This window comes from Allokutzneria multivorans (assembly GCF_039537405.1).
Lineage (GTDB): Bacteria > Actinomycetota > Actinomycetes > Mycobacteriales > Pseudonocardiaceae > Allokutzneria > Allokutzneria multivorans.
In genome coordinates this window covers 24,320-45,335 of the sequence record NZ_BAABAL010000004.1, presented here as the reverse complement: position 1 = coordinate 45,335, position 21,016 = coordinate 24,320, and the positions used below count along the sequence as shown (strand labels likewise).

Sequence of the window (21,016 nt, the reverse complement as noted above, 5' to 3'; positions counted from 1 at the left end):
CTGACCTGGTCTGACGATTCACCGTGAAAGGCCCAGTGCCGTGCGTACGAACCAACCCCTGACCACCATCCGCAACCTCGGCATCCTCGCGCACGTCGACGCCGGCAAGACCACGCTCACCGAGCGCGTTCTCTACGCGACGGGCACCACGCACAAGCGCGGCGAGGTGCACGACGGGACGACGGTCACCGACTTCGACTCGCAGGAGCGCGATCGCGGCATCACGATCTTCGCCGCGGCGGTGAGCTGCACGTGGGACGGTCACCAGATCAACCTGATCGACACCCCCGGGCACGTCGACTTCTCCGACGAGGTGGAGCGGTCGCTGCGCGTGCTGGACGGCGCGATCGCGGTCTTCGACGCCGTGGCGGGCGTGGAGCCGCAGAGCGAATCCGTGTGGCGCCAAGCTGATCGTCACGGTGTGCCGAGGTTCGCCTTCGTCAACAAGATGGACCGCGTGGGAGCTGATCTGGACGCTGCCGTGGAGTCGATCCGCGAGCGCCTGCACCCAGCGCCGATGGTGGTCCAGCTGCCGATCGGCCAGGAGAACGAGTTCGCCGGTGTCGTCGACCTGGTCCAGATGCGCGCGTTGCTCTGGTCCGACGACGGCGGTTTCGAGGAGGGCCCGGTTCCGGACGCACTGCTCGACGAGGCCCGGCGTCGGCGTCGCGTACTCGAAGAGGCTGTGGCAGAACGACATTCGGCCGCATTGGAGGAGTTCTGCGCACAGCAGGAGATGTCCGCTTCGACGTTGGCTTCGGCGCTGCGCGAGCTGACCCACAGCGGTGAGGGCCTGGTCGTGCTGTGCGGCTCGGCCTACCGCAACCGTGGAATTGAGCCCTTGCTGGCCGCCGTCATCGCGTACCTGCCGTCCCCTGTGGACGTTCCGCCGGTGCACGGTGTGTGGGCCGACGAGGAGCAGGAGCGACCAGCCGACCTGGACGCGCCGTTGTCCGCCTTGGCTTTCAAGGTGGTCGTGGCGCCGACGGGGCGGTTGACGTTCCTTCGCGTGTACTCCGGGACTGTCCACAAGGGAGCGGAGGTGTTCGACGCCGGTACGCGGAAGTCCGAGCGGATCTCGCGCATCCTCCGGGTCCAGGCCGACCGGCACACGGAGGTCGAGCGGGCCGTGGCGGGCGACATCGTCGCGGTGGTGGGCCCGAAGAACGCGCGTGCTGGGGCGAGCCTCTGCGCGCGCTCGGCGCCGGTGCTCTTCGAGCCGCCGGTGGTGGCTGATCCCGTTGTCTCCGTTGCGATCGAGACGCGGTCGGCCGCTGACACCGACCGGCTCGCGACGGCGTTGCTGCGCACGACCGACGAAGACCCGTCGTTGGTCGTGCGGACCGACTCCGAGACCGGGCAGACACTGTTGTCCGGCTTGGGCGAGCTGCACCTGGAGGTCGCGGTGGAGAAGATCCGTCGCGCCTACGGCGTGGAGATCTCCGTCGGTCGCCCCCGTGTGGCCTACCGGGAAACGGTGCTGTCCGGGGTGGCAGGGCTGGAGTACAAGCACGTGAAGCAGGACGGCGGTTCCGGCCAGTTCGCTCGCATCGTCCTCGATGTCGAGCCCGCGGAAGAGGAGGAGTTCGTGTTCCAGTCGGCCGTCGTCGGCGGCGCGGTGCCTCGCGAGTTCGTGCGCGCGGTCGAGGCCGGGTGCCGGGACGCGCTGGCGGACGGGCCGCTCGGCGGCCATCCCGTCACCGGCGTGCGCGTCACGCTCACCGATGGCGCGACGCACGTGAAGGACTCCTCGGAGCTGGCGTTCCGGACCGCTGGCCGGCTCGGGCTCCGGGAAGCCTTGCGCGCCAGCAAGATGGCGTTGCTGGAGCCGGTGTCCGAGGTCGCGGTCACCGTTCCCGAGGACGCCATGGGCACGGTGCTCGGCGACCTGGCGATGCGGCGCGGCCAGGTGTCGGCGTCGGCATCGCGCTCCGGCACGGTGACGATCACCGCGACGGTGCCGTTGGCCGAGCTGTTCGGGTACTCCGACCGCCTGCGCAGCCGGACGCACGGGCGCGGCAGTTTCACCGCCAAGCCCGCCGGCTTCGCGCTCGCGCCGAAGTGAGTTCAGGTGGCCCCGCTCATCAACGAGCGGGGCCACCCGCACACGGGTACCCCCAGCGTCACACCTCGTTGTCCTCCAGTGCCTCGAAGTTCCAGATCTCCCAGGTGTGGATGGTCTCGGGTTCGATCCCGGCCCCCGTTGCCAGCCTCGCCACCCAGGCGGGATCCTTCCCGTGCGTCAGGGCGTACTTGACGAAGTGCCCGTCGATCGGCGCGACCACCTCGACGGCCACGACCTCCTCTTCCTCGGAGGCGTTCTGCTGCTGTTTGCCGCGACGCCTGGGCGGTTTGGCCGGAGCCGGGGCGGCGATGTCCTCGCCGTAGACCACGGCCTTGAGCACCTTCTCCAGCACCGTCAGCACGGCATCGTCCTCGCGCAGCGTGCCCTCGCGCGGGACGGTGAGGTTGTTGAGGAACTTGAAGTGCCGCTTGTCCTTGCCGTTCACCGGTTTGAGCGTGGCAAGCGCCTCGTAGAGCGTGCCGTCGGGTTTGACGAAGCAGTGGATGTGCGGGTAATCCTGGTCTCCGCCCTCACCCCACACGAAGTGCTCGGTGTGGTGGTCCCCCCTCGATCCACTCTTGTACTTCACGCCCAAGGCGAACCTGGCCGGCCACGGGAAGTCCAGCACCGTGCTGACGGCGACCCGCTTGAGATCCTCGATCACCGCGAGCGCGCTGGAAAAGTCCGCGCTGCGCTGGCGCACGGGGATCGCGATTTCGACGTCGTCATTGAGGTAGGAAGCCAGCGCCTGGATCTCCGGCCCGGTGAGCTTCGCCATGCTCTGCGCCTTCGCCGGGAACAGCTCGCTCCCCTTCTTCTTCCACGTGATCTTGGCGTGGCTGAACTCCGCCCCCGAATCGTTCGCCGTCTCGGCGAGGCCGTTCCAGTCGGCGAACTTGCTCAGCAGGACGACGTGGGTGCCGGTCGAGGTGCCGATCCTGTCCCGGTTGACCGCGCGGTAGAGGTAGATGACGTGGTGTTCGTTGATGTGGAAGACGGTTCCGTCACTGGCACGGATCTTCACCTGCTGGACCTCCTGTGCTGTTGTCGACGTTCTAGGCAGGCAGGGACTTCAGATCCGCGATGGACCACTCGTCGATGTCCTCGGGCGGAATGTTGTTCTTCGTCGCGATATCGGTCACCCACGGCAGTTCGACCGAGTGCTTCTTGGCGTAGGCGACGTAGCGGGCGTGGACCACCACGGCGGGCTGGACCGGCTGGACGACCTGGTCGTCCTCGGCGGTGTCCTGCTGTTTGCCGCGCCGCCTGGTCGGTTTGGCCGGGGGCGGGGCAGAGATGTCCTCGCCGTAGACGACAGCGTTGAGCACCTTCTCCAACACGGTCAGCACGGCGTCGTCCTCGCGCAGCGTGCCCTCGCGCGGGACGGTGAGGTTGTTGAGGAACTTGAAGTGCCGCTTGTCCTCCTCGCCCGCCAGCGGCTTGAGCGTGGCGAGCGCCTCGTAGAGCGTGCCGTCGGGTTTGACGAAGCAGTGGATGTGCGGGTACTCCAGGGTTCCTCCCTCACCCCACACGAAGTGCTCGGTGTGCTTCGGCCGGTCGATCCGTCCTCGTGCTTCACGCCCAAGGCGAACCTGGCCGGCCACGGGAAGTCCAGCACCGTGCTGACGGCGACCCGCTTGAGGTCCTCGATCACCGCGAGCGCGCTGGAGAAGTCCGCCGTGCGCTGGCGTTTGGCGATCGAGACCTCGACGCCGTCGTTGAGGTAGGAAGCCAGCGCCTGGATCTCCGGCCCGGTGAGCTTCACCATGTTCGCGGCCTTGGCGGGGAACAGTTCTTCCTTCTTCCGCTTCCACACGATCTTGGCGTGGCTGAACTCCGCCCCCGACTCCTTCGCCTTCTCGGCGAGGCCGGTCCAGTCGCGGAAGTCCGTCATCAGGACGACGTGGGTGTCGGTCGAGGTGCCGATCCTGTCCCGGTTGACGGCGCGGTAGAGGTAGATGACGTGGTGTTCGTTGATGTGGAAGGTTGTTCCGTCCTTGGCGCGGATCTTCACCTGCTGGACCTCCTGCGCTGTTGTCGAGGTTGGTGGACGTTCGGGCGCTGAGGACGAGCCCGGGCGCCGACCGTCTTCAATGGACAGTGGCGCCCGGACACCCCCGGCTCTCACACGTCGATGTTCCGCAGCTCTACGAGTCCCTCCAGCGCCCACCCGGCGATCTCCTGGGGCGAGATGCCGAACTCCGTCGCCACCTCCGCCACCCAGGCCGCGTCGACCTCGTTCTTCTCGGCGTAGGCGACGTAGAGGGGGTCGATCACCACGACGTCCTCGACCTGTCCGGCCTGGTCATCGGACTCGGAGCTCTGCTGCTGCTTCTTCTCCTTGACCGGAGCCGGAGCGGCGATGTCCTCGCCGTAGACGACGGCCTTGAGCACCTTCTCCAGCACGGTCAGGACCACGTCGTCCTCCGGCAACGTCCCGGCACGATCAACCGTGATGTCGTTGGAGAAGTCGAAGTGCCGCTTGTTCTTCGATCTCGGTGCGGGTACTCCAGGTCTCCGCCCGGCCCCCAGACGAAGTGTTCGGAGTGGTCATCACCCGTCGATCCGGCCTTGTGCTTCACCCCTGACGCCAGCCTGGCGGGCCACTGGAGGTTCAGCCTCGCGGACTTCGGCCTGGCCTTCATCTCCTCGATCACGGTGAGCGCGCTGGAGAAGTCCGCGGTGCGCTGGCGCACGGGGATCGCGATGTCGACGTCGTTGAGGTAGGAGGCCAGCGCCTGGATCTCCGGGCCGGTGAGCCGCACGACGTGGCCGCCTCGGAGGGGAACAGCTCGGTGCCCTTCTTCTTCCACTCGATCCTGTTGTGGCTGAAGACGGCCTTCGACACGATCGCCTTCTCCGCGAGGCCGTTCCAGTCGCTGAACTCGGCCAGCAGGACGACGTGGGTGCCGGTCGAGGTGCCGATCCTGTCCCGGTTGACCGCGCGGTACAGGCGGATGACGTGGTGTTCGTTGATGTGGAAGACGTCCCCGTCCTTGGCGCGGATCTTCACCTGCTGGACCTCCTGTGCGGTGGCGGAGATCAGAGGTTAGGGTCGGCGCGGTGCGGCCGGGATCGCCGTGATCGAAACTCAACGGCTTGGCGCCACGGACGTTTATGGACGTTCAGGCAAGTGCCGATCCGCGGGCGGACAGGGCAGCGCCGTACTGCTGTTCTCGTCCACACGCAATGGTTTGCCGATCGCGGGGAACGCGCGCTGCGGGCAGGCCGGGCGCTCGCACACCTTGCCTGCGGCGAGCGATCTGTCAGGCCATTGTGGACGGTGACGAGGACCGCGCCGCGCTCGCCGTGTCAGCTCACCTGTTCTGGTCATGGGCTCTCAGCAGCGCTTTCGAGCACGAAGAAGAGGAAGCCAGGGAAGGCGTCGAGACTGTCGAAGTCCTCCGGGAACAGCTCCCGCGCGGCGGCCACCGGCCTGGCTTCGTGGATCTTGGCGATCCGGAACCCAGCTGCCGTGAACGAGTCGGTCATCGCGTGCAGCGGCCGGTTCCAGAAGGTCAGCTTCGCGGTGTGGCCACCGATCGCCCACTCCTCGTCGCGCCGCTCTGTCGTGAAGTAGTTCGGCTTCTCCCCGGCTCGGTGCTGGAGCAGGATGATCGCGAACGGGTTGTCGACGGAGACGATGAGTCGTCCTCCTGGCTTCAGCACACGCCGCACCTCCGCCAGCACCGGCGCCCAGTCCTCCAGGTAGTGCAGCACCAACGACGCCACGACGTCGTCGAAGGAATCGTCGGCGTAGGGTAACGGGTCGGCGAGGTCAGCGACCTTGAGGTCCGCGTCGTCGCCGAGCCTGCGCCGGGCTTGCTCCAGCATCCCCGCGCTCACGTCGAAGCCGCTCACGTTCGCTCCGCGCTCGCGGAGTGCGGCGAACAGCGGCCCCGCGCCACAGCCCGCGTCGAGGACGCGCCGCCCGGCCACGTCTCCCGCGAGGTCGAGCATGGCGGGGCGCTCGTAGTGGGCGTTCATGAGGCTGGTCTCGTTCTCCGCCGCGTACGCCTCGGCGAGCCCGTCGTAGCTGTGCATACCCCTACTCGTACCAGAATCCCGGCAACTGTCCATCCACGAGTGCGTGTCCCAGTGCCGTGCGCAGCGAGGTGACCTCTTTGCCGCTGCGCCTGCTCACCACAAGACCTGCTGCCCGCAACGCGGAGAGGTGCTGCGACACGGCTCCGTTGGTGACGGCGAGCAGGCTGGCCAGCTCGGACACCGTCCTCGGCCGGTCGAGCGTGCGCAGCAGCCGGGCGCGCGTCCGTCCGACGACGGCGTCGAGCGCTCCGTCGGAGACCGCTTCGGTTCGGTGCCAGAACGCGCCGAATCCCCTTGCCGGGTAACACAAAGCGATCCGGTGCGGGGTGTGCCGCAGGTAGACGTCGGGCCACAGGAAGGCCGACGGGATGAGCACGACGTCGCGATCGTGCGCGGACAGCGTCTCCGCCTGCTCGGGATCGCCGATCACCAGCGAGCCCGAACGCCAGCTGATCGAGTCGTGCAAACCGGGCGCCACGTGCGGCAACCCGAACTCGACGAGGTGCTTGCCGCGCCACTCCACGTCGCCTTCGAGGACCCCGGCCAGGCGCGGCCAGATCGGCTCGATGATCAACCTGTGGCACTCCGCGAGCACTTCCGCCAGCTCTGCGGCCGACTCCTCCGGGTGCTCGACGACCCGCCGCGCGGCGCGCGGAAGATCCCGGTCGCCGAAGGTCCACGTGATGGAGTCGCGCACGCGCTCGGCGGGCGTTTCGCTGACGGCGGCGAGCTCGGTTTCCACTGGCACTGTGCGCAGGCCCGGTGTCACAACGAGGAACTCCGGCACCGTCGGCGCTGCGGTGATGAGCCAGTGCAGCAGGCGGTAGCGCGGTTCCCGCTCCAGTCGCGCCAGCCGTTCGCCTGCCCAGCCGATCCACCTGTCGTGGACAGCGGTCCGGTCCCGCGTCAGCAGGCGCAGGCCCGCCACGGTCTCCCACAGCTGCGACACCGAGAACCGCATTCGTTCGGCCACGCCACCCGTGAGTTCCACGGATCGCCGCATCGGTCCTCCAGACGTTTTAGCCCTGGCTCAAGTGATCGGTCGGGCGGGCACCGACGCAACCATGTGTCCGTGTGCAACACAACTTGGCGTGACCTGCAAGGCGTCGCGCTGGCCGCGTCCTGCGGTGAGGGCATGCTGTTGGCCGTCGTCCCGCTCCTCGCGGCGCGCATCACCAGTGATCCGCAGGCTGTGTCGCTCGCGACCACGGCCAGCCAGCTGCCCTGGGTGCTGTTCCCGTTGCTCGTCGGCGTGATCATCGACCGGGTTCGCCGAGCCTCACTGCTCGCCGCCGCCCTGACCGTGCAGGCGCTCGCGTGCATCGCCATGGCACTTGCCGTGCACACCGGGCTTCTGTCGCTGCCCGTCCTGATCGCGATCGCCTTCGTGCTGGTGGCCGGCCAGGTGATCACCGAGAGCACGAGGGCGGCGATGGTCCCGTCGATCGTGCCCAACGACGCGCTCGACGCGGCCAACTCGCGACTGCTCCTGATCGACTTCGGCGTCGTGCGCTTCCTCGTCCCCCCGCTCGCTGGCTTCCTCGTCGTCTGGAGCCAGGCTGCGGTCGGGTGGATCGCCGCGGCGGCAACGGTGATCGCGGTGCTGCTGTCGTTCCGCTTGCGCGGTGCCCCCACCACCAGGCCGCCTGGCCGCCCGCTGCGGGAGATCCGGGAAGGCCTGCGGCACCTCGTCGCGATCAAGCTGCTCCGCTCCATCACCGTCGCGGTGTCGTTCGCGTCCTTCGCGTGGTTCATGGGCTTCGCCACGCTGGCCCTTTACGTCGAACACGTGCTGCGGCTCGACGCCAGGGGCTACGGACTGTTGTTGGCCTGCACCGCTGTGGGCTTCGCGGGCGGCGCGGCGATGGCGAGCCGGGTCATCGCGCGACTCGGTCCTCCGGCGGCCATGCGCGTCGCGGTCACCCTTGAGATCGCCTGCAAGCTCCTCGTCGGCATCGTGCCCGCGCACTGGTCTTTCGTGGCCGTGGTGCTCGGCGTGCACATGGCGGCGTCGTTCGTGTGGAACGTCGGTTCGCAGTCCAGCCGACAGCGGTTCACGCCCCCTGCTCTGCTCGGCCGCGTCCTCACCAGCCACCGCGCCCTCACGTGGGGCATGGCCCCGCTCGGCGCGCTCGCCGGTGGCTTCGTCGCCGGTTCCCTGGGCCTGGACGTCGTGTGGGTCGTCGCCGCGGCCATCCAGGCGGTCGGCGTAGCCCTGGTGTGGCACACCATCTCCACGACCGGCTTCGCCACCGCACGATCCGTGACAGCGCCCTGACCGCGTGGTTGGGTCCCGGCCGTCGGGTTCGCCAGTCTTCAAGACCCCCAAACCCCCGTCCCAGCGGTCGCTAACGACAACAAACCCCCGCTCACACGGGGAGGACCGCCCCAGAGGTTATGGATCCAGTTCCAGGGCGGACCACCCCCGTTCGCACGGGGAGGACAGCGCGGGCATGGGCGCGGCGTGCTTGTTGTGGGGACCATCCCCGCCTGTGCGGGGAGCACCATGGCTCCGGCCAGGCCGATGACCTCGGGGTACGGACCATCCCCGCCTGCGCGGGGAGCACCACCCGTACGTCACCGGCGCGTTCTCCGGGCTGGGACCATCCCCGCCTGCGCGGGGAGCACTTCATCCTGCCCGGGCTAGCCGCAGCGCTGGAGGGACCATCCCCGCCTGCGCGGGGAGCACCACAGCTCGTCCCACAGCACCGGCGCGCGGTCCGGACCATCCCCGCCTGCGCGGGGAGGACGCCAGCGACTGGTAGCAGCGCTTGATCACCTTGGGACCATCCCCGCCTGCGCGGGGAGGACCCTTCTTGACCTGGTGGTTTGCGGGCGGGTGCGGGCGTTTTACATGGATTTCGGTGGAGCAGTCTAAGTCTCGCGACTGGTCCAGTTGATGCACGGGCGCACGGAATGGCCAGCTGTCGCGGTGAGGACGTGCGGGCAAGACAAGCCGAAGCTTCTGGGGCGCGGGAGTGGGCGACGTTCTCGGTCGCGGCGCGGGCTCGGATGTCTAGAAGGGGGCGGGTTCGGCGATGGGGACGGGCTCGCTGGCATAAGTCTTGCCGCGTGGGGTGGTCCATTCGTGGGTGCCGTCGGGCAGGTTGCGGCACTTCCAGTTGGAGTGGGTCTTCATCCGGTGATGGTGCCTGCACTTCGGGCGGAGGTTCTTGATCGTGGTGTTGGTGCCGTCGAACGGGCGGCAATGATCGAGATCGCAGCGGCGCGCGGGTTGGTTGCAGCCGATCGCGGTGCAGGTGGGGTAGCGGGCGTTGATGAGTTCTCGCTGTTTGGCGGAGGGCCGGTAGGCGTCGCTGATCTCCTCGGCCATGCCGGTCACGGGGTCGGTCAAGATCCGCTTCCAGACGCCGTCGGCGGCGATCTCGCGGGCGATGCGGGGAGGAAGAGGGCCGTAGCCACCGAGCATGCCGGGGTCCTTGGTCAAGCCGAGGGCTGAGGTGATGGGCATGGTGAGGTAGACGGTGGTCTTGCCCGCTGGGGTGGGGGTGTCCCTGCCGAGCAGCAGGTCCTTGGCGACATCGGAGCGCTTCTGGTCCAAGGTCCGATCGTCCTTGGGCAGGGAGCGGGCGATGCGATCGACGTGGTCGAAAGCCAGGGCGGCGTCGTGGGCGGTCATCAACAACCGCAACAACGCCATACCGTCATCGAGGGGGACCTTCTCCACCAACCGGGCCTTCCGCTTCTCCTCATGACGACGCTCAGCAGCCGTCGGATCGAGACGGTGGATGTAGCGGATCGCATACCGACGGGTCGCGGTGTAGTTGTTCACCGACGCGTGCGCCAACAACGCCTCCTCAGCGATAGCGGCATGCACGACCGAGAGATTCCGTAGCAGGTCCAGGATCATCAACGCCTTGCCCTCATCGACACGGCCTTCCACCAAGGCCTTCAACACAAGAGGGCGTGCGGTGAGGTCGGTAGCGCGGTCCAGCAGGCGGTTGGCTTTGGCGCGGGTTACGCGGAGCAGGGGCATGAGCATGTTCTCGGCATACTCACGATCACACGCATCAAGATCAGAAACGTAACCCAACAGGACAGTGGAGAAGTCGGCTACTGCCTTACCGATCGCGGTGTAGGCGGCGTGCAGGAGTTCATCGGGATCATCAGGGGGCATAACACAATTCTACTCCCGCAAAATAGACGATCATGGCTCTAGAGGGTGAATTCCCAAGCGCCACAAAGAAAAGCGACTCACCAAGAACAGAAAGCCAGGCAAGCTAACCCAACCGCGCTGGACCCGTCCCAAGCCGAACCAACCGGCACCGGCCGCAACACCTACATGCAAATTTGCATAGGCGGAAACTCAAGAAACTTGGCACACTGCGGCGGCAACCGAGAGGAGCCCTACCTGTGCCTGACGGTGTCCAGCCCAACGAGACGACCGTGCCCCTGCTGTCCTGCGTCCACCCGGACGAAACGCTCGCCTTCTGGCGTGCGCTCGGCTTCAAGACGATCTACGAGCAGAGGAAGCCGTACCTGTACTTCGCTTTCCGCTGGAGCGGCTTCGACATCCACTACGGCCGCGCTTCCGACAGCGTCGATCCGGCGGCGGAGAAAACGGGTGGCTGCCTGGTGATGGTGGACGATGTCGCGGCCTATCACGCGACGTTCGTGGCGGCGATGCGCGAGGTGTACGGGAAGGTCCTCGCGAAGGGACTGCCGAGGATCACTCGGTACCGGCCCGGGGCATCACGGTTCACGATCGTCGACCCGTCGGGCAATTCGATCGTCTTCATTCAGCGGGACGAGCCGATGGAGCTTGAGTACGGGGGCTCGAAGAAGCTCGCGGGACTCGCGAAAGCGCTCGACAACGCACGGATTCTGCGTGAGTTCAAGAACGACGACAGGGCCGCTCAGCGCGCGCTGAAGTCGGGGCTGAAACGGCATGGCGACAGCGCGTCGACACAAGAAAAAGCGCAGGCGCTGGAGATGTTGATCGAAGTGTCGATGGAGCTGGACGACGAGGTTGCGGAGTGGCGTGACCAACTCCGCAACCTCCCGCTCAGCGATGAGTGAAGTGGGGCGCGCGCTTCTCGACGAAGGCGGCCATTCCTTCCTTCTGGTCGGCGGTCGCGAACGTCGCGTGGAACAGCCGTCGCTCGAAGAGGATGCCTTCAGCCAGTGAGCTCTCGAAGGCGCGGTTGACGGCCTCCTTCGCCATCATGGCCGTGGGCAAGGACATCGACGCGATGGTGGCGGCGGTCTCCAGGGCATCGTCGAGGAGGCGATCGGCGGGCACGACGCGGGACACGAGCCCGGCCCGCTCCGCCTCCTCGGCGTCCATCATGCGGCCGGTCAGGCACAGCTCCATGGCCTTGGCCTTGCCGACCGCACGGGTCAGCCGCTGCGAGCCGCCGATGCCGGGGATCACGCCGAGCTTGATCTCGGGCTGGCCGAACTTCGCGGTGTCGGCGGCCAGCAGGATGTCGCACAGCATCGCCAGCTCACAGCCTCCGCCGAGCGCGTAGCCCGCGACGGCGGCGATGGTGGGCTTGCGGACGCGGGCGAGGGCGTCCCACCCGGCGAACCAGTCGCTGAGGTAAACGTCCAAATAGGACTGCGGCTGCATCTCCTTGATATCGGCGCCCGCCGCGAAAGCCTTGGCGGAGCCGGTGATCAGGATGGCGCCGATGCCGGGGTCGCGGTCGAACTCCTGGGCGGCCGCGACGACCTCGTGCATCACCTGGAGGGTGAGGGCGTTGAGCGCCTTGGGGCGGTTCAACGTGATCAGGCCGACGCGGTCCTTGCGGTCGACGATGATGGTCTCGGTCATCGGTTTTCTCCTTGGGAGCGCTGGCGAATGGCGGAGACGATCGCGGAGAAGTCCTGCCCGGCACCGCCGTTCTCGGCGAAGGCCCGGTACAGCTCGGCGGCGCGCAGCCCGAGCGCGGCGTCAACGCCGTTCGCGGTCACGGCACTGGCGGCGAGGCCGAGGTCCTTGACCATGAGCGCGGCGTCGAAGCCGGGGCGGTAGTCGTTGTTCGCCGGGCTGGTCGGCACGGGCCCGGGGACGGGGCAGTTCGTGGTGAGCGCCCAGCACTGCCCGGACGCCGTGGACGCGACGTCGTAGAGCGCCTGGTGGGTGAGGCCGAGCTGTTCGCCGAGCACGAACGCCTCGCTGACCGCGATCATCGACACGCCGAGGATCATGTTGTTGCAGATCTTCGCGGCCTGACCGTTGCCTGACTGTCCACAGTGGACCACCTTGCGGCCCATGACCGACAGCACGTGCTCGGCGCGGTCGAACACCTCGGAGGGACCGCCGACCATGAAGGTCAGCGTGCCCGCCGAAGCACCCATCACACCACCGGAGACCGGGGCGTCGAGGGCGTGGTGCCCGGCCTTCACCGCCTCGTCCGCCGCAGCTCGCGCGTCGGCGACGTCGATGGTGGAGCAGTCGACGAACAGCGTTCCCGGGCGCGCGGCGGGCAGCAGGTCCGCGTAGCAGGACAGCACGTGCTTTCCACTGGGCAGCATCGTGATCACGATGTCCGCGTCGCTGACCGCCTCCTCCCCGGACGCCGCGAGGCGCAGACCGTCGGGCGCGGCGACCAGGTCGAAGCCGGTGACCTGGTGCCCCGCCGCCACGAGGTTCGCCGCCATCGGCGCGCCCATGTTGCCGAGGCCGATGAAGCCGATCGTCGTCATCAGATCTCCCCCTGAGCCAGGCCGAGTTCCCGCGCGCCGAGGTCGGCGAAGTACTCGTCCACAGTGGACACGTCAGCGAGCGTGGCGGGCTTCCACCGGGGATCGCGGTCCTTGTCGATCACCTGAGCGCGGATTCCCTCGGCGAGGTCGTGCGAGCGCAGGATGGCGTTGGCCACCCGGAACTCCTGGTCGAGCGCCTCCTCGAGGGACGGCAGCCGCCGAGCCTGGCGCAGTGCCCGCAGCGTCACGGTCAACGCCGTCGGAGACTTGCCGAGGATCTGCTCAGCAGCGGATTTCGCCTCCGTGGAGTCATGATCCTGAAGGCGGTCGACGATCTCCTGCACGGAGTCCGCCGCGTAGCAGGAATCGATCCACGATCGCTGCTCGACCAGCGCAGACGCGGGAGCCGCCGAAGCGAGCGACAACGCCGCTTCCAGCCCGTCCACGCTCAGCGCGCTCACGAAGTCATCCAGCGAAGCACTGGGCACGAAGTGGTCGGCGAATCCACAGTGGACAGCGTCACCCGCGCCGAAACGTGCTGTGGTGAGGGCGATGTGCGTGCCCAGCTCGCCCGGCGCACGCGAGAGCAAGTAGGTGCCGCCGACGTCGGGCACGAACCCGATGCCCACCTCCGGCATCCCCACGACGGAGCGCTCAGTGACGATCCTGACGCTGCCGTGCGCGGAGACGCCGACCCCGCCGCCCATCACGATGCCGTCCATCACCGCGACGTAAGGCTTGGGATAGCGGGCAATGCGGGCGTTGAGCACGTACTCGTCGCGCCAGAAGTCCAGCGAAGCACTGCCGCCGGAGCGCGCGTCCTCGTAGATGGAGACGATGTCGCCGCCCGCGCACAGGCCGCGCTCCCCCGCTCCGGTGATCAGCACGGCGCGCACGTCGGCGTCGTCGGCCCACTCCACCAGCGCGGCGTCGATGAGCTGCACCATGGTGTGGGTCAGCGCGTTGATCGCACGCGGTCGGTTGAGGATGATCCGGCCAAGGCCGCTCTCCTTGCGCAGCAACACATCCGTGGTCATCATGCCGCCCCCGTCATTCCGCGCGAGACGATCACGCGCATGATCTCGTTGGTTCCTTCGAGGATCTGGTGCACGCGCAGGTCGCGCACGATCTTCTCGATGCCGTACTCGGCGAGGTAGCCGTAGCCGCCGTGCAGTTGCAGTGCGCGGTCGGCGACGGAGAACCCGGTGTCGGTGGCGAAGCGCTTGGCCATCGCGCACAGCTCCACCGCTCGCGGGTCCTTCGCGTCCAGCGCGGAAGCGGCGCGCCACAACAACATCCGCGCGGCCTCCAGTTCAGTGCCCATGTCGGCGAGCTGGAACTGCAAAGCCTGGGCGCGCAGCAGCGGCGCGCCGAACGCCTCGCGGTCGCGGAGGTAGTCCAGGCTGCGGTGCAACGCGCTCTGCGCCCCGCCCAGCGAACAAGCGCCGATGTTGAGGCGCCCGCCGTTGAGGCCGTTCATCGCGATCCGGAAGCCGTCCCCCTCCGCGCCGAGGCGGTTGGCGGTGGGCACGCGCACGTCCTCCAGGATGACCTGGCGCGTGGGCTGGGCGTTCCACCCCATCTTGATCTCGTTGGGGCCGAAGGACAACGACTCGATCGGCACGATGAAGGCGGTGATCCCACGAGGCCCGGTGTCGGCGGTCCTGGCCATCACGATGTACACAGTGGACGTTCCGGCGCCGGAGATGAACTGCTTGACGCCGTTGAGCACGTAGTGGTCGCCGTCGCGGACCGCCTTGGTGCGCAAGGAACCCGCGTCGGAACCGGCTCCGGGCTCGGTGAGGCAGTAGCTGCCGAGGTCGTCCATGGCGCACAGCCCCGGCAGGAACCGGGCGCGCTGCGCGGTGTCGCCGAAGCGGTCCACCATCCAGGCGACCATGTTGTGGATGGACAGGTATCCGGCAAGTGACGGGCATCCCGTCGCGAGGCCTTCGAAGATCAATGCGGCGTCGAGCCTGGACAGTCCGGAGCCCCCGAAGTCCTCGCTCACGTACACGCCACCCATGCCCACCTCGGCGGCTTTGCGCAGGACGTCGACCGGGAAGTGCTTCTCCTGGTCCCAGCGCACCGCGTGGGGCGCGAAGTGCTCAGCGGCGAAGCGCCGTGCGGTGTCGGCGATCTCCCGCTGCTCGTCGGTCAGCGCGAACACGCCGCCTCAGCTCATCGTCGGGATGACGAAGCTGGCGCCCTGCCGGGTGCCGGAGGGCCAGCGCGAGGTGACCGTCTTCGTCTTGGTGTAGAAGCGGATCGAGTCGGGACCGTGCTGGTTGAGGTCACCGAAGCCGGAGCGCTTCCACCCGCCGAAGGTGTGGTAGGCGACGGGAACCGGGATCGGCACGTTCACGCCGACCATGCCGGTGTTGACGCGGCTGGTGAAGTCCCGCGCGGTGTCGCCGTCCCTGGTGAAGATCGCCACGCCGTTGCCGTACTGGTGCTCGCTGGGCAGGCGCAGGGCTTCCTCGTAGTCCGCCGCGCGCACGATCGCGAGCACCGGTCCGAAGATCTCCTCGCGGTGGATGCGCGAGCCGGGGCGCACGTCGTCGAACAGCGACGGGCCGATGAAGAAGCCGTTCTCGTTGCCCGGCAACACGAAGTCGCGGCCGTCGACCACCAGCGAAGCGCCTTCGTCGACGCCGATCCGGATGTAGTCGCGGACGCGCTCCAGCGCGGCGGCGGTGACCAGCGGGCCGTAGTCGGCGTTCTCGTCGTGCGAAACACCGATCTTCAGCGTGGGGATGCGCTCGATCAGCTTGTCCACCAACGCGTTCGCGGTGGCCTCGCCGACAGGGACAGCGACGGAGATCGCCATGCAACGCTCCCCCGCCGAGCCGTACCCGGCGCCGAGCAGCGCGTCCACCGCCTGGTCCAGGTCGGCGTCCGGCATGATGATCATGTGGTTCTTGGCGCCGCCGAAGCACTGCGCGCGCTTCCCGTTGGCCGCGGCCGTGGAGTAGATGTACTGCGCGATCTCGGAGGAGCCGACGAAACCGACGGCCTGGATCCGCTCGTCGTGCAGCAGCGCGTCGACGGCGACCTTGTCCCCGTTGACCACGTTGAACACCCCCGGCGGCAGCCCGGCCTCGGCGAACAGCTCGGCCAGGCGCAGCGGGACCGAGGGGTCGCGCTCGGAGGGCTTGAGCACGAAGGCGTTCCCGCACGCGATGGCCGGGGCCGCCTTCCACAGCGGGATCATCGCGGGGAAGTTGAACGGGGTGATCCCCGCGACCACGCCGAGCGGCTGGCGCAGCGAGTGCACGTCGATGCCGGTCCCGGCGCCGTCGGTGAACTCACCCTTGAGCAGGTGCGGGATTCCGGCCGCGAACTCCACGACCTCGAGGCCGCGTTGGATGTCGCCCTTGGCGTCGGCGACGGTCTTGCCGTGCTCGGCGGAGAGCAGCCGGGCCAGCGAGTCGATCTCGCGGTTGACCAGGTCCAGGAAGCGCAGCAGGACCCTGGCCCTGCGCTGCGGGTTCCACCTCGCCCACTCCGCCTGCGCTGTCACCGCCGAGGCGATGACAGCGTCGACGTCTTCCTTGTCCGCCAAGCGAACGCGGGCCTGGACCGAACCGGTGTTGGGGTCGTAGACGTCGGCGAGCCGACTCGACGTGCCCGGGAATTCCTTGCCGTCGACAAAATGCGCGCGCACAGGAAGCATGCGTGTGGCTCCATCCTCGTGGACAACACGAACGACACCCGTGGCCGGTATCCTGGCTTCCGGATCGTCACGCGCCGCCAGCCTTCCCGGCTCTCGCCAGTGGCCTTGCCCTTCGACGACGCGCTCCCCGGTCACAGTGGCGGGACCACGCTGGATTCGCACCAGCTTCCCTGCACCGCGGGTCTGTTGGGGACCATATAGTAGGACGTCCAACTATGTCGACCGAGCCGTAGCTCACACCCGTTCGGCCGCTTCCCTCAGCGCCCCGTCACCGGGTTCGTTCAGCGCACAGTGCCTTCCGGGTGAAGCTCTCCAGCGCCGCGTCAAGACGGTCGAGCTTGGTCCAGTGCGCGAGGTTCAGCGCGTAGGACAGCTGCCGCCCGCCGTCGGCGCGGGTCAGCGACAGGGCCTGCGCCCCCCACACCGAGCCGTCGTGACCCCAGAAGGTGCCGCAGCTCGTGGTGACCTTGTGCAGGCCAAGGCCGTAGTCGATCGGCTTGCCCTCCAGGCTGATCACCGGGACCGTGCGCTGCATCTGCTCCAGCGACGCCGCGCTGACGATCTTGCCGCTGAGCAGCCGCGCGTAGAAGCGGTTGAGGTCGGCCATGGTCGTGACCAGCGCGGCGCCGGTGCTCACCCACGACATGTCGTAGACGCTGTAGTCGCGTGGCGGGTCGATCGTGCCGAACAGCGACTCGTACATGCGGGAGTGCGGCCCCTGAACCCTTGGGCTGTCAGGGAATTCGGTGTTCCGCAGCCCGGCGCGCTCGATCACCGTGCGGGTGATCACCTCTTCTGCGGGCCTACCGGTCACCTTCTCCAGGAGCTGCCCGAGCAGCAGGTAGTTGGTGTTGGAGTACGTGCCCGGCGTGCTCCCCGGCTCCCCGGCGGGCGGGGCGTTGACGCCCATCGCGATCAGCTCGGTCGCGCGGAAGCGCCGGAACCTGTTGTCGTCCAAGCTCTTCGGCGACATCTCGGCCAGCGACGGGAACGCCACGGGCAGGTATTCGGCGAGGCCGCTGGTGTGGTTGATCAGCATCCGCACGGTGATCTTGCGACCGCGTTCGCCGGGCACCAGGCGCGGCAGGTAGTCCGCGATCGGCGCGTCGAGCCGCACGCGGCCCTTCTCGACCTGGAGCAGGACGGCCACGGCGGTGAAGGTCTTGGTGATGCTGCCGACGCGGTGGCGCATGTCGGCGGCGACGGGGCGGCCGGTGGCGAGGTCGGCGACTCCGGACGCTCCGCGCCACACGGCCTTCCCGTCGCGCACCTCGGCGAACACGCCCGGCATGCCCGCGCTGTGCACAGCGTCCAAAGTGGACTGTAAGTCACTGGGCAGCGCGGCGGCGGATCCTGCGCCGAGGCCCAGTGCGGCAACGGTTCCGCATGCGATCAGCTTGATCTTCGACATGGGTCATCCCTCCAGGGCGCGGCGCAGGGCGGCGCCGAGTTCGGCGTTCTGGCGTTGGGAGACCTCGGCGGACAGGATCGCCTGCGAGCCGTGGAAGGTCCCGGGCCACTGGTGCAGCTCGACCGAGACGCCCGCTCGCATCAGGCGCACCGCGTAGTCGATGTCCTCGTCGCGGTTCGGGCAGAACTCGGCGGTGGCGATGTAGGCGGGCGGCAGGCCGGAGAGGTCGGTGGCCCGCGCGGGTGAGGAGTACTGCGTCGCGGGCGCTCCGCCGAGGTAGTGCCGCCAGGACGCGGTGACCTTGGCGCGGTTCATCCACGGCGTGTCAGTGAACTCGCGCGCCGACCAGGTTTCCTGACGGTCGTCGAGCCCGGGTTGGTTGAGCAGCTGGAAACGGATGCGCGGCCCGCGTTCGTCTCGTGCGCGCAGGGCCACGGCGGCGGCGAGCCCTCCGCCCGCGCTGTGCCCGCCAACGGCGATGCGGTCGGGATCAAGATTCTCCGCAGCCCAGGTCAGCACCGCGTAGGCGTCGTCGAGCGCTGCGGGGAACGGGTTCTCGGGGGCGAGGCGGTAGCCCACAGAGATCACGACGGCGTCGGAGTTCTGCGCGACACGGGTAGCCCAGGTGTGCTCCGTGTCGAGGTCGCCCATGACGAATCCGCCGCCGTGCAGCCAGATGACGGCGCCGTGTGCGTTCTGCGGGCGGTAGATCCGCACCGGAACGTCGGGGTTTCCGGGCACCATGACGTCCTCGATGTGCATGCCGGTGGTGTCCGGTGGCGGCACCGAGGCGGCCAGCGCGGCGAGGCCCTTGCGCGCGGCGGGCGGGTCTTCGAGGTCCGCCTTGGGGAACAGCGGGAGGAATGCTTCCAACTCGGGGTCCATGCCGACAATCCTGGCGGCGCCGAGCGCGGAGTGCAGCCGACGGGTGTCGCGCGCAGCACCTGCGCGGCGCGCCGTTCGTCGCATACCCTCCAGCGCATGGAGGCACTGGCGCAGCGGTTGTCGCAGTTGGACGCGGAGGCCGGGGGCGCGATGCGCGTGGTGATGTTCTACGACACGCTGATGCGCCGTCGCGTCGACCTGCCCGCGCTCGCGAGGGCTTCGGCGAACCTGGCGGAGTGCGTCGCCGGGGTGCGGTTGCACGGCTCCGGGCGGGTGATCTGCATGGGTTCCGACGGCCGCGCGGCTCCCGAGGGCTCCGCCTCCACCACCACGGCGATCATCCTCGATGAGGAGGAGGTCGGCGTGGTGTGGCTGGAGCGCTCCGGCGAGCCCGGCCCGCTGGACGATCTGGTGCTGGAGCGGCTGGCCATCGCCGTCGCCGCGGTCCTTGAGCGCTACGGCCCGGCCCGCACCACGATGGCCGATCCCGCGCTGATCGAGCTGGTGATCAGCTCCGGCAGCGAGGAGGCCGCGCGCGCACGAGCCTTGCGGCTCTTGGGTTTCAGCGCCGACCTGCCGCTGCGCGTGATCGCCGTGCGCACGTCACTCCCGCTCGACCGGATCGGTGGCTTGATCTGCCCCGCGCACTTGGTGAAGGCGGCTCCGCTGGCCGACGTGGGCGTTCTGCTGGCCACAACCGTTGACGCACAACGGTTCCCGGAGGATGTGCGCGCGGGGATCGGCGCGGCGGGCTGCCCGAGCCGGTCATGGCGGCAGGCTCGCACCGCGCTGCGCTTCACGAGCACGCGCGAACCCGTCGTGTCGTACTCCGACCTCGGGGCGTTGGCGTTGCTGGCCGAACTGCCGCCGGAGCTCGTGCGCGAGAACTCCGACGTCGCCGCCGTCGCGCAGCTGTCGCCGGAGGACGTGGAGACGCTGGAGGTCTACTGCGCCAACGGTTCCCTGCGCCGAGCCGCCGAGCTGCTGCACCTGCACCACAGCAGCGTCGCCCGGCGGCTCGACCAGATCGGCAAGGCGGTCGGCGTGGACCTCACCGCGCCCACCGGCCTGCTGCGGGCCCGGCTCGCCCTCACCACGTGGCGCTTGTTCACCAGGTGACCGCCAGGCTCGCCAGACCGCGCGCGCCCTCGACCGACTTCCACGTGATCGCCTGGCCGGGCGCCAGCCGCAGCGTGGGGAACCGGCGCGCCAGCCCGCGCAGCGCGGACGCCAGCTGCATGCGCGCCAGGTGCCTGCCGAGGCAGAGGTGCACGCCGTAGCCGAAGGCGAGGTGCTGAACGGCATCCGGGTTGCGGTTGGCCTCCAGCAGCGAGACGATCAGGCCTTCTCCCTTGCGCACCAACACGTCCCCGAGCTGAACGTCCTCTGTGGCCACTCGGGGGAAGCTGATCGAGGCGGCCGGGTTGACGCGCAGGTACTCCTCGGCCAGCACCGGCGCCAGGTCGGGGTTCGCGGCCAGCGCCTGGAAGCGGTCGGGCTCGCGCAGCAGTTCGGCCACGGTCATCGCGATCTGGCCTGAGGTGCTCTCGTAGCCCGCCATCAGCAGGGTCAGCCCGAGGTGCACCAGCTCGCGCTCGGTCAGCGCCTCGCCGTTGTCCCGGGCCTGAATCAGCTCGCTGAGCAGGCCCTCGCCCGGCTCGCGGCGCTTGGCCTTGATCAGCCGCGTCATGTACGCGACGAGCCGCAGGCGCTTGCTCCTGGTGTCGGCGGAGTCGGCCACGGTGAGGTCGAAGAGCACGTCCACCCACGCGGTGAACTGCTCGCGGTCGGCCTCGGGGACGCCGAGCAGTTCGCTGAGCACGCCCAGCGCGAGCGGTGTCGCGAACTCGGTCGCGACGTCCACCACGCCTCCGCGCCGCTCCATGGCGTCGAGCAGCCGTTCGGTCAGGCCGAGCACGAACGGTTCCATGGAGACGATGCCGTGCTGGCTGAAGGACGCGGCGACCATGCGCCGCAGCCTCGCGTGCTCGGGGCCGTCCATGCTGGTCATGGATTCCGGTGACGGGGCGGCGTGCGCGACCTTGGGCGCGTCGGGCTTGACGGCCTCGGCGCGGCTGAACCTGGTGTCGCGCAGGACCTGCTTGGCCAGCTCGTAGTCGCTGACCAGCCACAGCAGGTCCCCGGTCGGGCTCTTCACCTCGCGCACGCCGTAGCCGGCTTCGAGGTCGATGAACTGCGGCAGCGGGCCGAGCAGCTCGCGGTCGCTGGTGGCCTGTACTTCCCTGAACTCGGTCACGTG

At 68.6% G+C, this 21,016-nt stretch carries 22 protein-coding genes, 1 pseudogene, 1 CRISPR repeat array and 1 riboswitch; of the genes and pseudogenes, 7 read left to right on the top strand and 16 right to left on the bottom strand.

Annotation, left to right across the window (positions count from 1 at the left end):
• Positions 1–40 precede the first annotated feature (40 nt).
• The gene (fusA, locus tag ABD798_RS02145; protein WP_344870743.1) at positions 41–2,065 is read left to right on the top strand and encodes an elongation factor G; all 2,025 of its coding nucleotides are present in this window, start codon (positions 41–43) and stop codon (positions 2,063–2,065) included.
• 58 nt (positions 2,066–2,123) lie between these two features.
• Here fusA and ABD798_RS02140 read toward each other — a convergent pair whose 3' ends face one another.
• Positions 2,124–3,089: a hypothetical protein gene (locus tag ABD798_RS02140; protein WP_344870742.1), complete on the bottom strand. Its 966-nt coding sequence runs from the start codon at positions 3,087–3,089 to the stop codon at positions 2,124–2,126.
• A gap of 31 nt (positions 3,090–3,120) precedes the next feature.
• Positions 3,121–3,597, bottom strand: coding sequence for a hypothetical protein (locus ABD798_RS02135; protein WP_344870741.1), 477 nt, complete (start codon positions 3,595–3,597; stop codon positions 3,121–3,123).
• A 12-nt stretch (positions 3,598–3,609) separates the two neighbouring features.
• Between ABD798_RS02135 and ABD798_RS02130 the strand changes: the two genes are divergently transcribed.
• Both ABD798_RS02130 and ABD798_RS02125 read left to right on the top strand, forming a co-directional pair.
• A complete protein-coding gene (locus ABD798_RS02130; protein ID WP_344870740.1) occupies positions 3,610–3,792 on the top strand; it encodes a hypothetical protein in 183 nt (60 codons plus the stop codon).
• Between the two features lie 27 nt (positions 3,793–3,819).
• Positions 3,820–4,017, top strand: coding sequence for a hypothetical protein (locus tag ABD798_RS02125; protein WP_344870739.1), 198 nt, complete (start codon positions 3,820–3,822; stop codon positions 4,015–4,017).
• A gap of 172 nt (positions 4,018–4,189) precedes the next feature.
• Here ABD798_RS02125 and ABD798_RS02120 read toward each other — a convergent pair whose 3' ends face one another.
• Both ABD798_RS02120 and ABD798_RS02115 read right to left on the bottom strand, forming a co-directional pair.
• Positions 4,190–4,483: a hypothetical protein gene (locus ABD798_RS02120; protein WP_344870738.1), complete on the bottom strand. Its 294-nt coding sequence runs from the start codon at positions 4,481–4,483 to the stop codon at positions 4,190–4,192.
• The gene (locus ABD798_RS02115; RefSeq protein WP_344870737.1) at positions 4,474–4,830 is read right to left on the bottom strand and encodes a hypothetical protein; all 357 of its coding nucleotides are present in this window, start codon (positions 4,828–4,830) and stop codon (positions 4,474–4,476) included. Before ABD798_RS02115 ends, ABD798_RS02120 begins: the two co-directional genes overlap by 10 nt.
• A gap of 3 nt (positions 4,831–4,833) precedes the next feature.
• Here ABD798_RS02115 and ABD798_RS02110 point away from each other — a divergent pair, with 3 nt between their 5' ends.
• A complete protein-coding gene (locus tag ABD798_RS02110; RefSeq protein ID WP_344870736.1) occupies positions 4,834–5,118 on the top strand; it encodes a hypothetical protein in 285 nt (94 codons plus the stop codon).
• Positions 5,119–5,180: 62 nt separating this feature from the next.
• On the opposite strand, the pseudogene ABD798_RS02105 reads toward ABD798_RS02110, so the two are convergent.
• From ABD798_RS02105 to ABD798_RS02095, 3 genes and pseudogenes are all read right to left on the bottom strand, one after another.
• A pseudogene (locus tag ABD798_RS02105) lies at positions 5,181–5,312 on the bottom strand (short-chain fatty acyl-CoA regulator family protein); the annotation flags it as partial.
• An 83-nt stretch (positions 5,313–5,395) separates the two neighbouring features.
• Positions 5,396–6,109 (bottom strand): class I SAM-dependent methyltransferase, encoded by a 714-nt coding sequence (locus ABD798_RS02100; RefSeq protein WP_344870735.1) that lies wholly within the window; start codon positions 6,107–6,109, stop codon positions 5,396–5,398.
• 4 nt (positions 6,110–6,113) lie between these two features.
• Positions 6,114–7,115 (bottom strand): ArsR/SmtB family transcription factor, encoded by a 1,002-nt coding sequence (locus tag ABD798_RS02095; protein ID WP_344870734.1) that lies wholly within the window; start codon positions 7,113–7,115, stop codon positions 6,114–6,116.
• Between the two features lie 69 nt (positions 7,116–7,184).
• On the opposite strand from ABD798_RS02095, the gene ABD798_RS02090 reads away from it, so the two are divergent.
• Entirely contained in the window at positions 7,185–8,390 is a 1,206-nt protein-coding gene (locus ABD798_RS02090) for an MFS transporter (protein ID WP_344870733.1), read from the top strand.
• A gap of 138 nt (positions 8,391–8,528) precedes the next feature.
• A CRISPR array of direct repeats spans positions 8,529–8,920; the repeat unit is 25 nt; unit sequence GGACCATCCCCGCCTGCGCGGGGAG.
• A gap of 208 nt (positions 8,921–9,128) precedes the next feature.
• Here ABD798_RS02090 and ABD798_RS02085 read toward each other — a convergent pair.
• Complete coding sequence (locus ABD798_RS02085; RefSeq protein WP_344870732.1) at positions 9,129–10,250, bottom strand: HNH endonuclease signature motif containing protein; 1,122 nt, start codon at positions 10,248–10,250, stop codon at positions 9,129–9,131.
• A 269-nt stretch (positions 10,251–10,519) separates the two neighbouring features.
• Here ABD798_RS02085 and ABD798_RS02080 point away from each other — a divergent pair, with 269 nt between their 5' ends.
• The gene (locus tag ABD798_RS02080) at positions 10,520–11,152 is read left to right on the top strand and encodes a VOC family protein (protein WP_344870731.1); all 633 of its coding nucleotides are present in this window, start codon (positions 10,520–10,522) and stop codon (positions 11,150–11,152) included.
• On the opposite strand, the gene ABD798_RS02075 is transcribed toward ABD798_RS02080, so the two are convergent.
• The 7 genes from ABD798_RS02075 to ABD798_RS02045 all read right to left on the bottom strand — a co-directional run bounded on the left by ABD798_RS02075 (position 11,139) and on the right by ABD798_RS02045 (position 18,756).
• Positions 11,139–11,909 carry an enoyl-CoA hydratase gene (locus ABD798_RS02075; protein WP_344870730.1) on the bottom strand — a complete coding sequence of 257 codons (771 nt, stop codon included), beginning with the start codon at positions 11,907–11,909 and terminating at the stop codon, positions 11,139–11,141. The genes ABD798_RS02080 and ABD798_RS02075 overlap by 14 nt on opposite strands.
• Entirely contained in the window at positions 11,906–12,784 is an 879-nt protein-coding gene (mmsB, locus tag ABD798_RS02070) for a 3-hydroxyisobutyrate dehydrogenase (protein ID WP_344870729.1), read from the bottom strand. The genes ABD798_RS02075 and mmsB overlap by 4 nt, the downstream gene beginning before the upstream one ends.
• Positions 12,784–13,824 (bottom strand): enoyl-CoA hydratase/isomerase family protein, encoded by a 1,041-nt coding sequence (locus tag ABD798_RS02065; protein WP_425549151.1) that lies wholly within the window; start codon positions 13,822–13,824, stop codon positions 12,784–12,786. Before ABD798_RS02065 ends, mmsB begins: the two co-directional genes overlap by 1 nt.
• Entirely contained in the window at positions 13,821–14,954 is a 1,134-nt protein-coding gene (locus tag ABD798_RS02060) for an acyl-CoA dehydrogenase family protein (RefSeq protein ID WP_344870727.1), read from the bottom strand. The genes ABD798_RS02065 and ABD798_RS02060 overlap by 4 nt, the downstream gene beginning before the upstream one ends.
• Positions 14,955–14,960: 6 nt before the next feature.
• The gene (locus tag ABD798_RS02055; RefSeq protein ID WP_344870726.1) at positions 14,961–16,460 is read right to left on the bottom strand and encodes a CoA-acylating methylmalonate-semialdehyde dehydrogenase; all 1,500 of its coding nucleotides are present in this window, start codon (positions 16,458–16,460) and stop codon (positions 14,961–14,963) included.
• 25 nt (positions 16,461–16,485) lie between these two features.
• Positions 16,486–16,673: riboswitch (cobalamin riboswitch) on the bottom strand.
• Between the two features lie 55 nt (positions 16,674–16,728).
• Complete coding sequence (locus ABD798_RS02050; RefSeq protein ID WP_344870725.1) at positions 16,729–17,871, bottom strand: serine hydrolase domain-containing protein; 1,143 nt, start codon at positions 17,869–17,871, stop codon at positions 16,729–16,731.
• A gap of 3 nt (positions 17,872–17,874) precedes the next feature.
• Complete coding sequence (locus ABD798_RS02045) at positions 17,875–18,756, bottom strand: alpha/beta hydrolase (RefSeq protein WP_344871081.1); 882 nt, start codon at positions 18,754–18,756, stop codon at positions 17,875–17,877.
• A gap of 96 nt (positions 18,757–18,852) precedes the next feature.
• Here ABD798_RS02045 and ABD798_RS02040 point away from each other — a divergent pair, with 96 nt between their 5' ends.
• Positions 18,853–19,875 carry a helix-turn-helix domain-containing protein gene (locus ABD798_RS02040; protein WP_344870724.1) on the top strand — a complete coding sequence of 341 codons (1,023 nt, stop codon included), beginning with the start codon at positions 18,853–18,855 and terminating at the stop codon, positions 19,873–19,875.
• Here ABD798_RS02040 and ABD798_RS02035 read toward each other — a convergent pair.
• A complete protein-coding gene (locus tag ABD798_RS02035; protein WP_344870723.1) occupies positions 19,865–21,013 on the bottom strand; it encodes a cytochrome P450 in 1,149 nt (382 codons plus the stop codon). The two genes, ABD798_RS02040 and ABD798_RS02035, sit on opposite strands and share 11 nt — an antisense overlap.
• Positions 21,014–21,016 lie beyond the last annotated feature (3 nt).

Excerpts from the sequence above, each read along its gene's own strand:
- ABD798_RS02100 (WP_344870735.1), bottom strand. The coding sequence starts at position 6,109 with ATGCACAGCTACGACGGGCTCGCCGAGGCGTACGCGGCGGAGAACGAG.
- ABD798_RS02095 (WP_344870734.1), bottom strand. The coding sequence starts at position 7,115 with ATGCGGCGATCCGTGGAACTCACGGGTGGCGTGGCCGAACGAATGCGG.
- ABD798_RS02085 (WP_344870732.1), bottom strand. The coding sequence starts at position 10,250 with ATGCCCCCTGATGATCCCGATGAACTCCTGCACGCCGCCTACACCGCG.
- ABD798_RS02075 (WP_344870730.1), bottom strand. The coding sequence starts at position 11,909 with ATGACCGAGACCATCATCGTCGACCGCAAGGACCGCGTCGGCCTGATC.
- mmsB (WP_344870729.1), bottom strand. The coding sequence starts at position 12,784 with ATGACGACGATCGGCTTCATCGGCCTCGGCAACATGGGCGCGCCGATG.
- ABD798_RS02065 (WP_425549151.1), bottom strand. The coding sequence starts at position 13,824 with ATGATGACCACGGATGTGTTGCTGCGCAAGGAGAGCGGCCTTGGCCGG.
- ABD798_RS02055 (WP_344870726.1), bottom strand. The coding sequence starts at position 16,460 with ATGCTTCCTGTGCGCGCGCATTTTGTCGACGGCAAGGAATTCCCGGGC.
- ABD798_RS02050 (WP_344870725.1), bottom strand. The coding sequence starts at position 17,871 with ATGTCGAAGATCAAGCTGATCGCATGCGGAACCGTTGCCGCACTGGGC.
- ABD798_RS02045 (WP_344871081.1), bottom strand. The coding sequence starts at position 18,756 with ATGGACCCCGAGTTGGAAGCATTCCTCCCGCTGTTCCCCAAGGCGGAC.
- ABD798_RS02040 (WP_344870724.1), top strand. The coding sequence starts at position 18,853 with ATGGAGGCACTGGCGCAGCGGTTGTCGCAGTTGGACGCGGAGGCCGGG.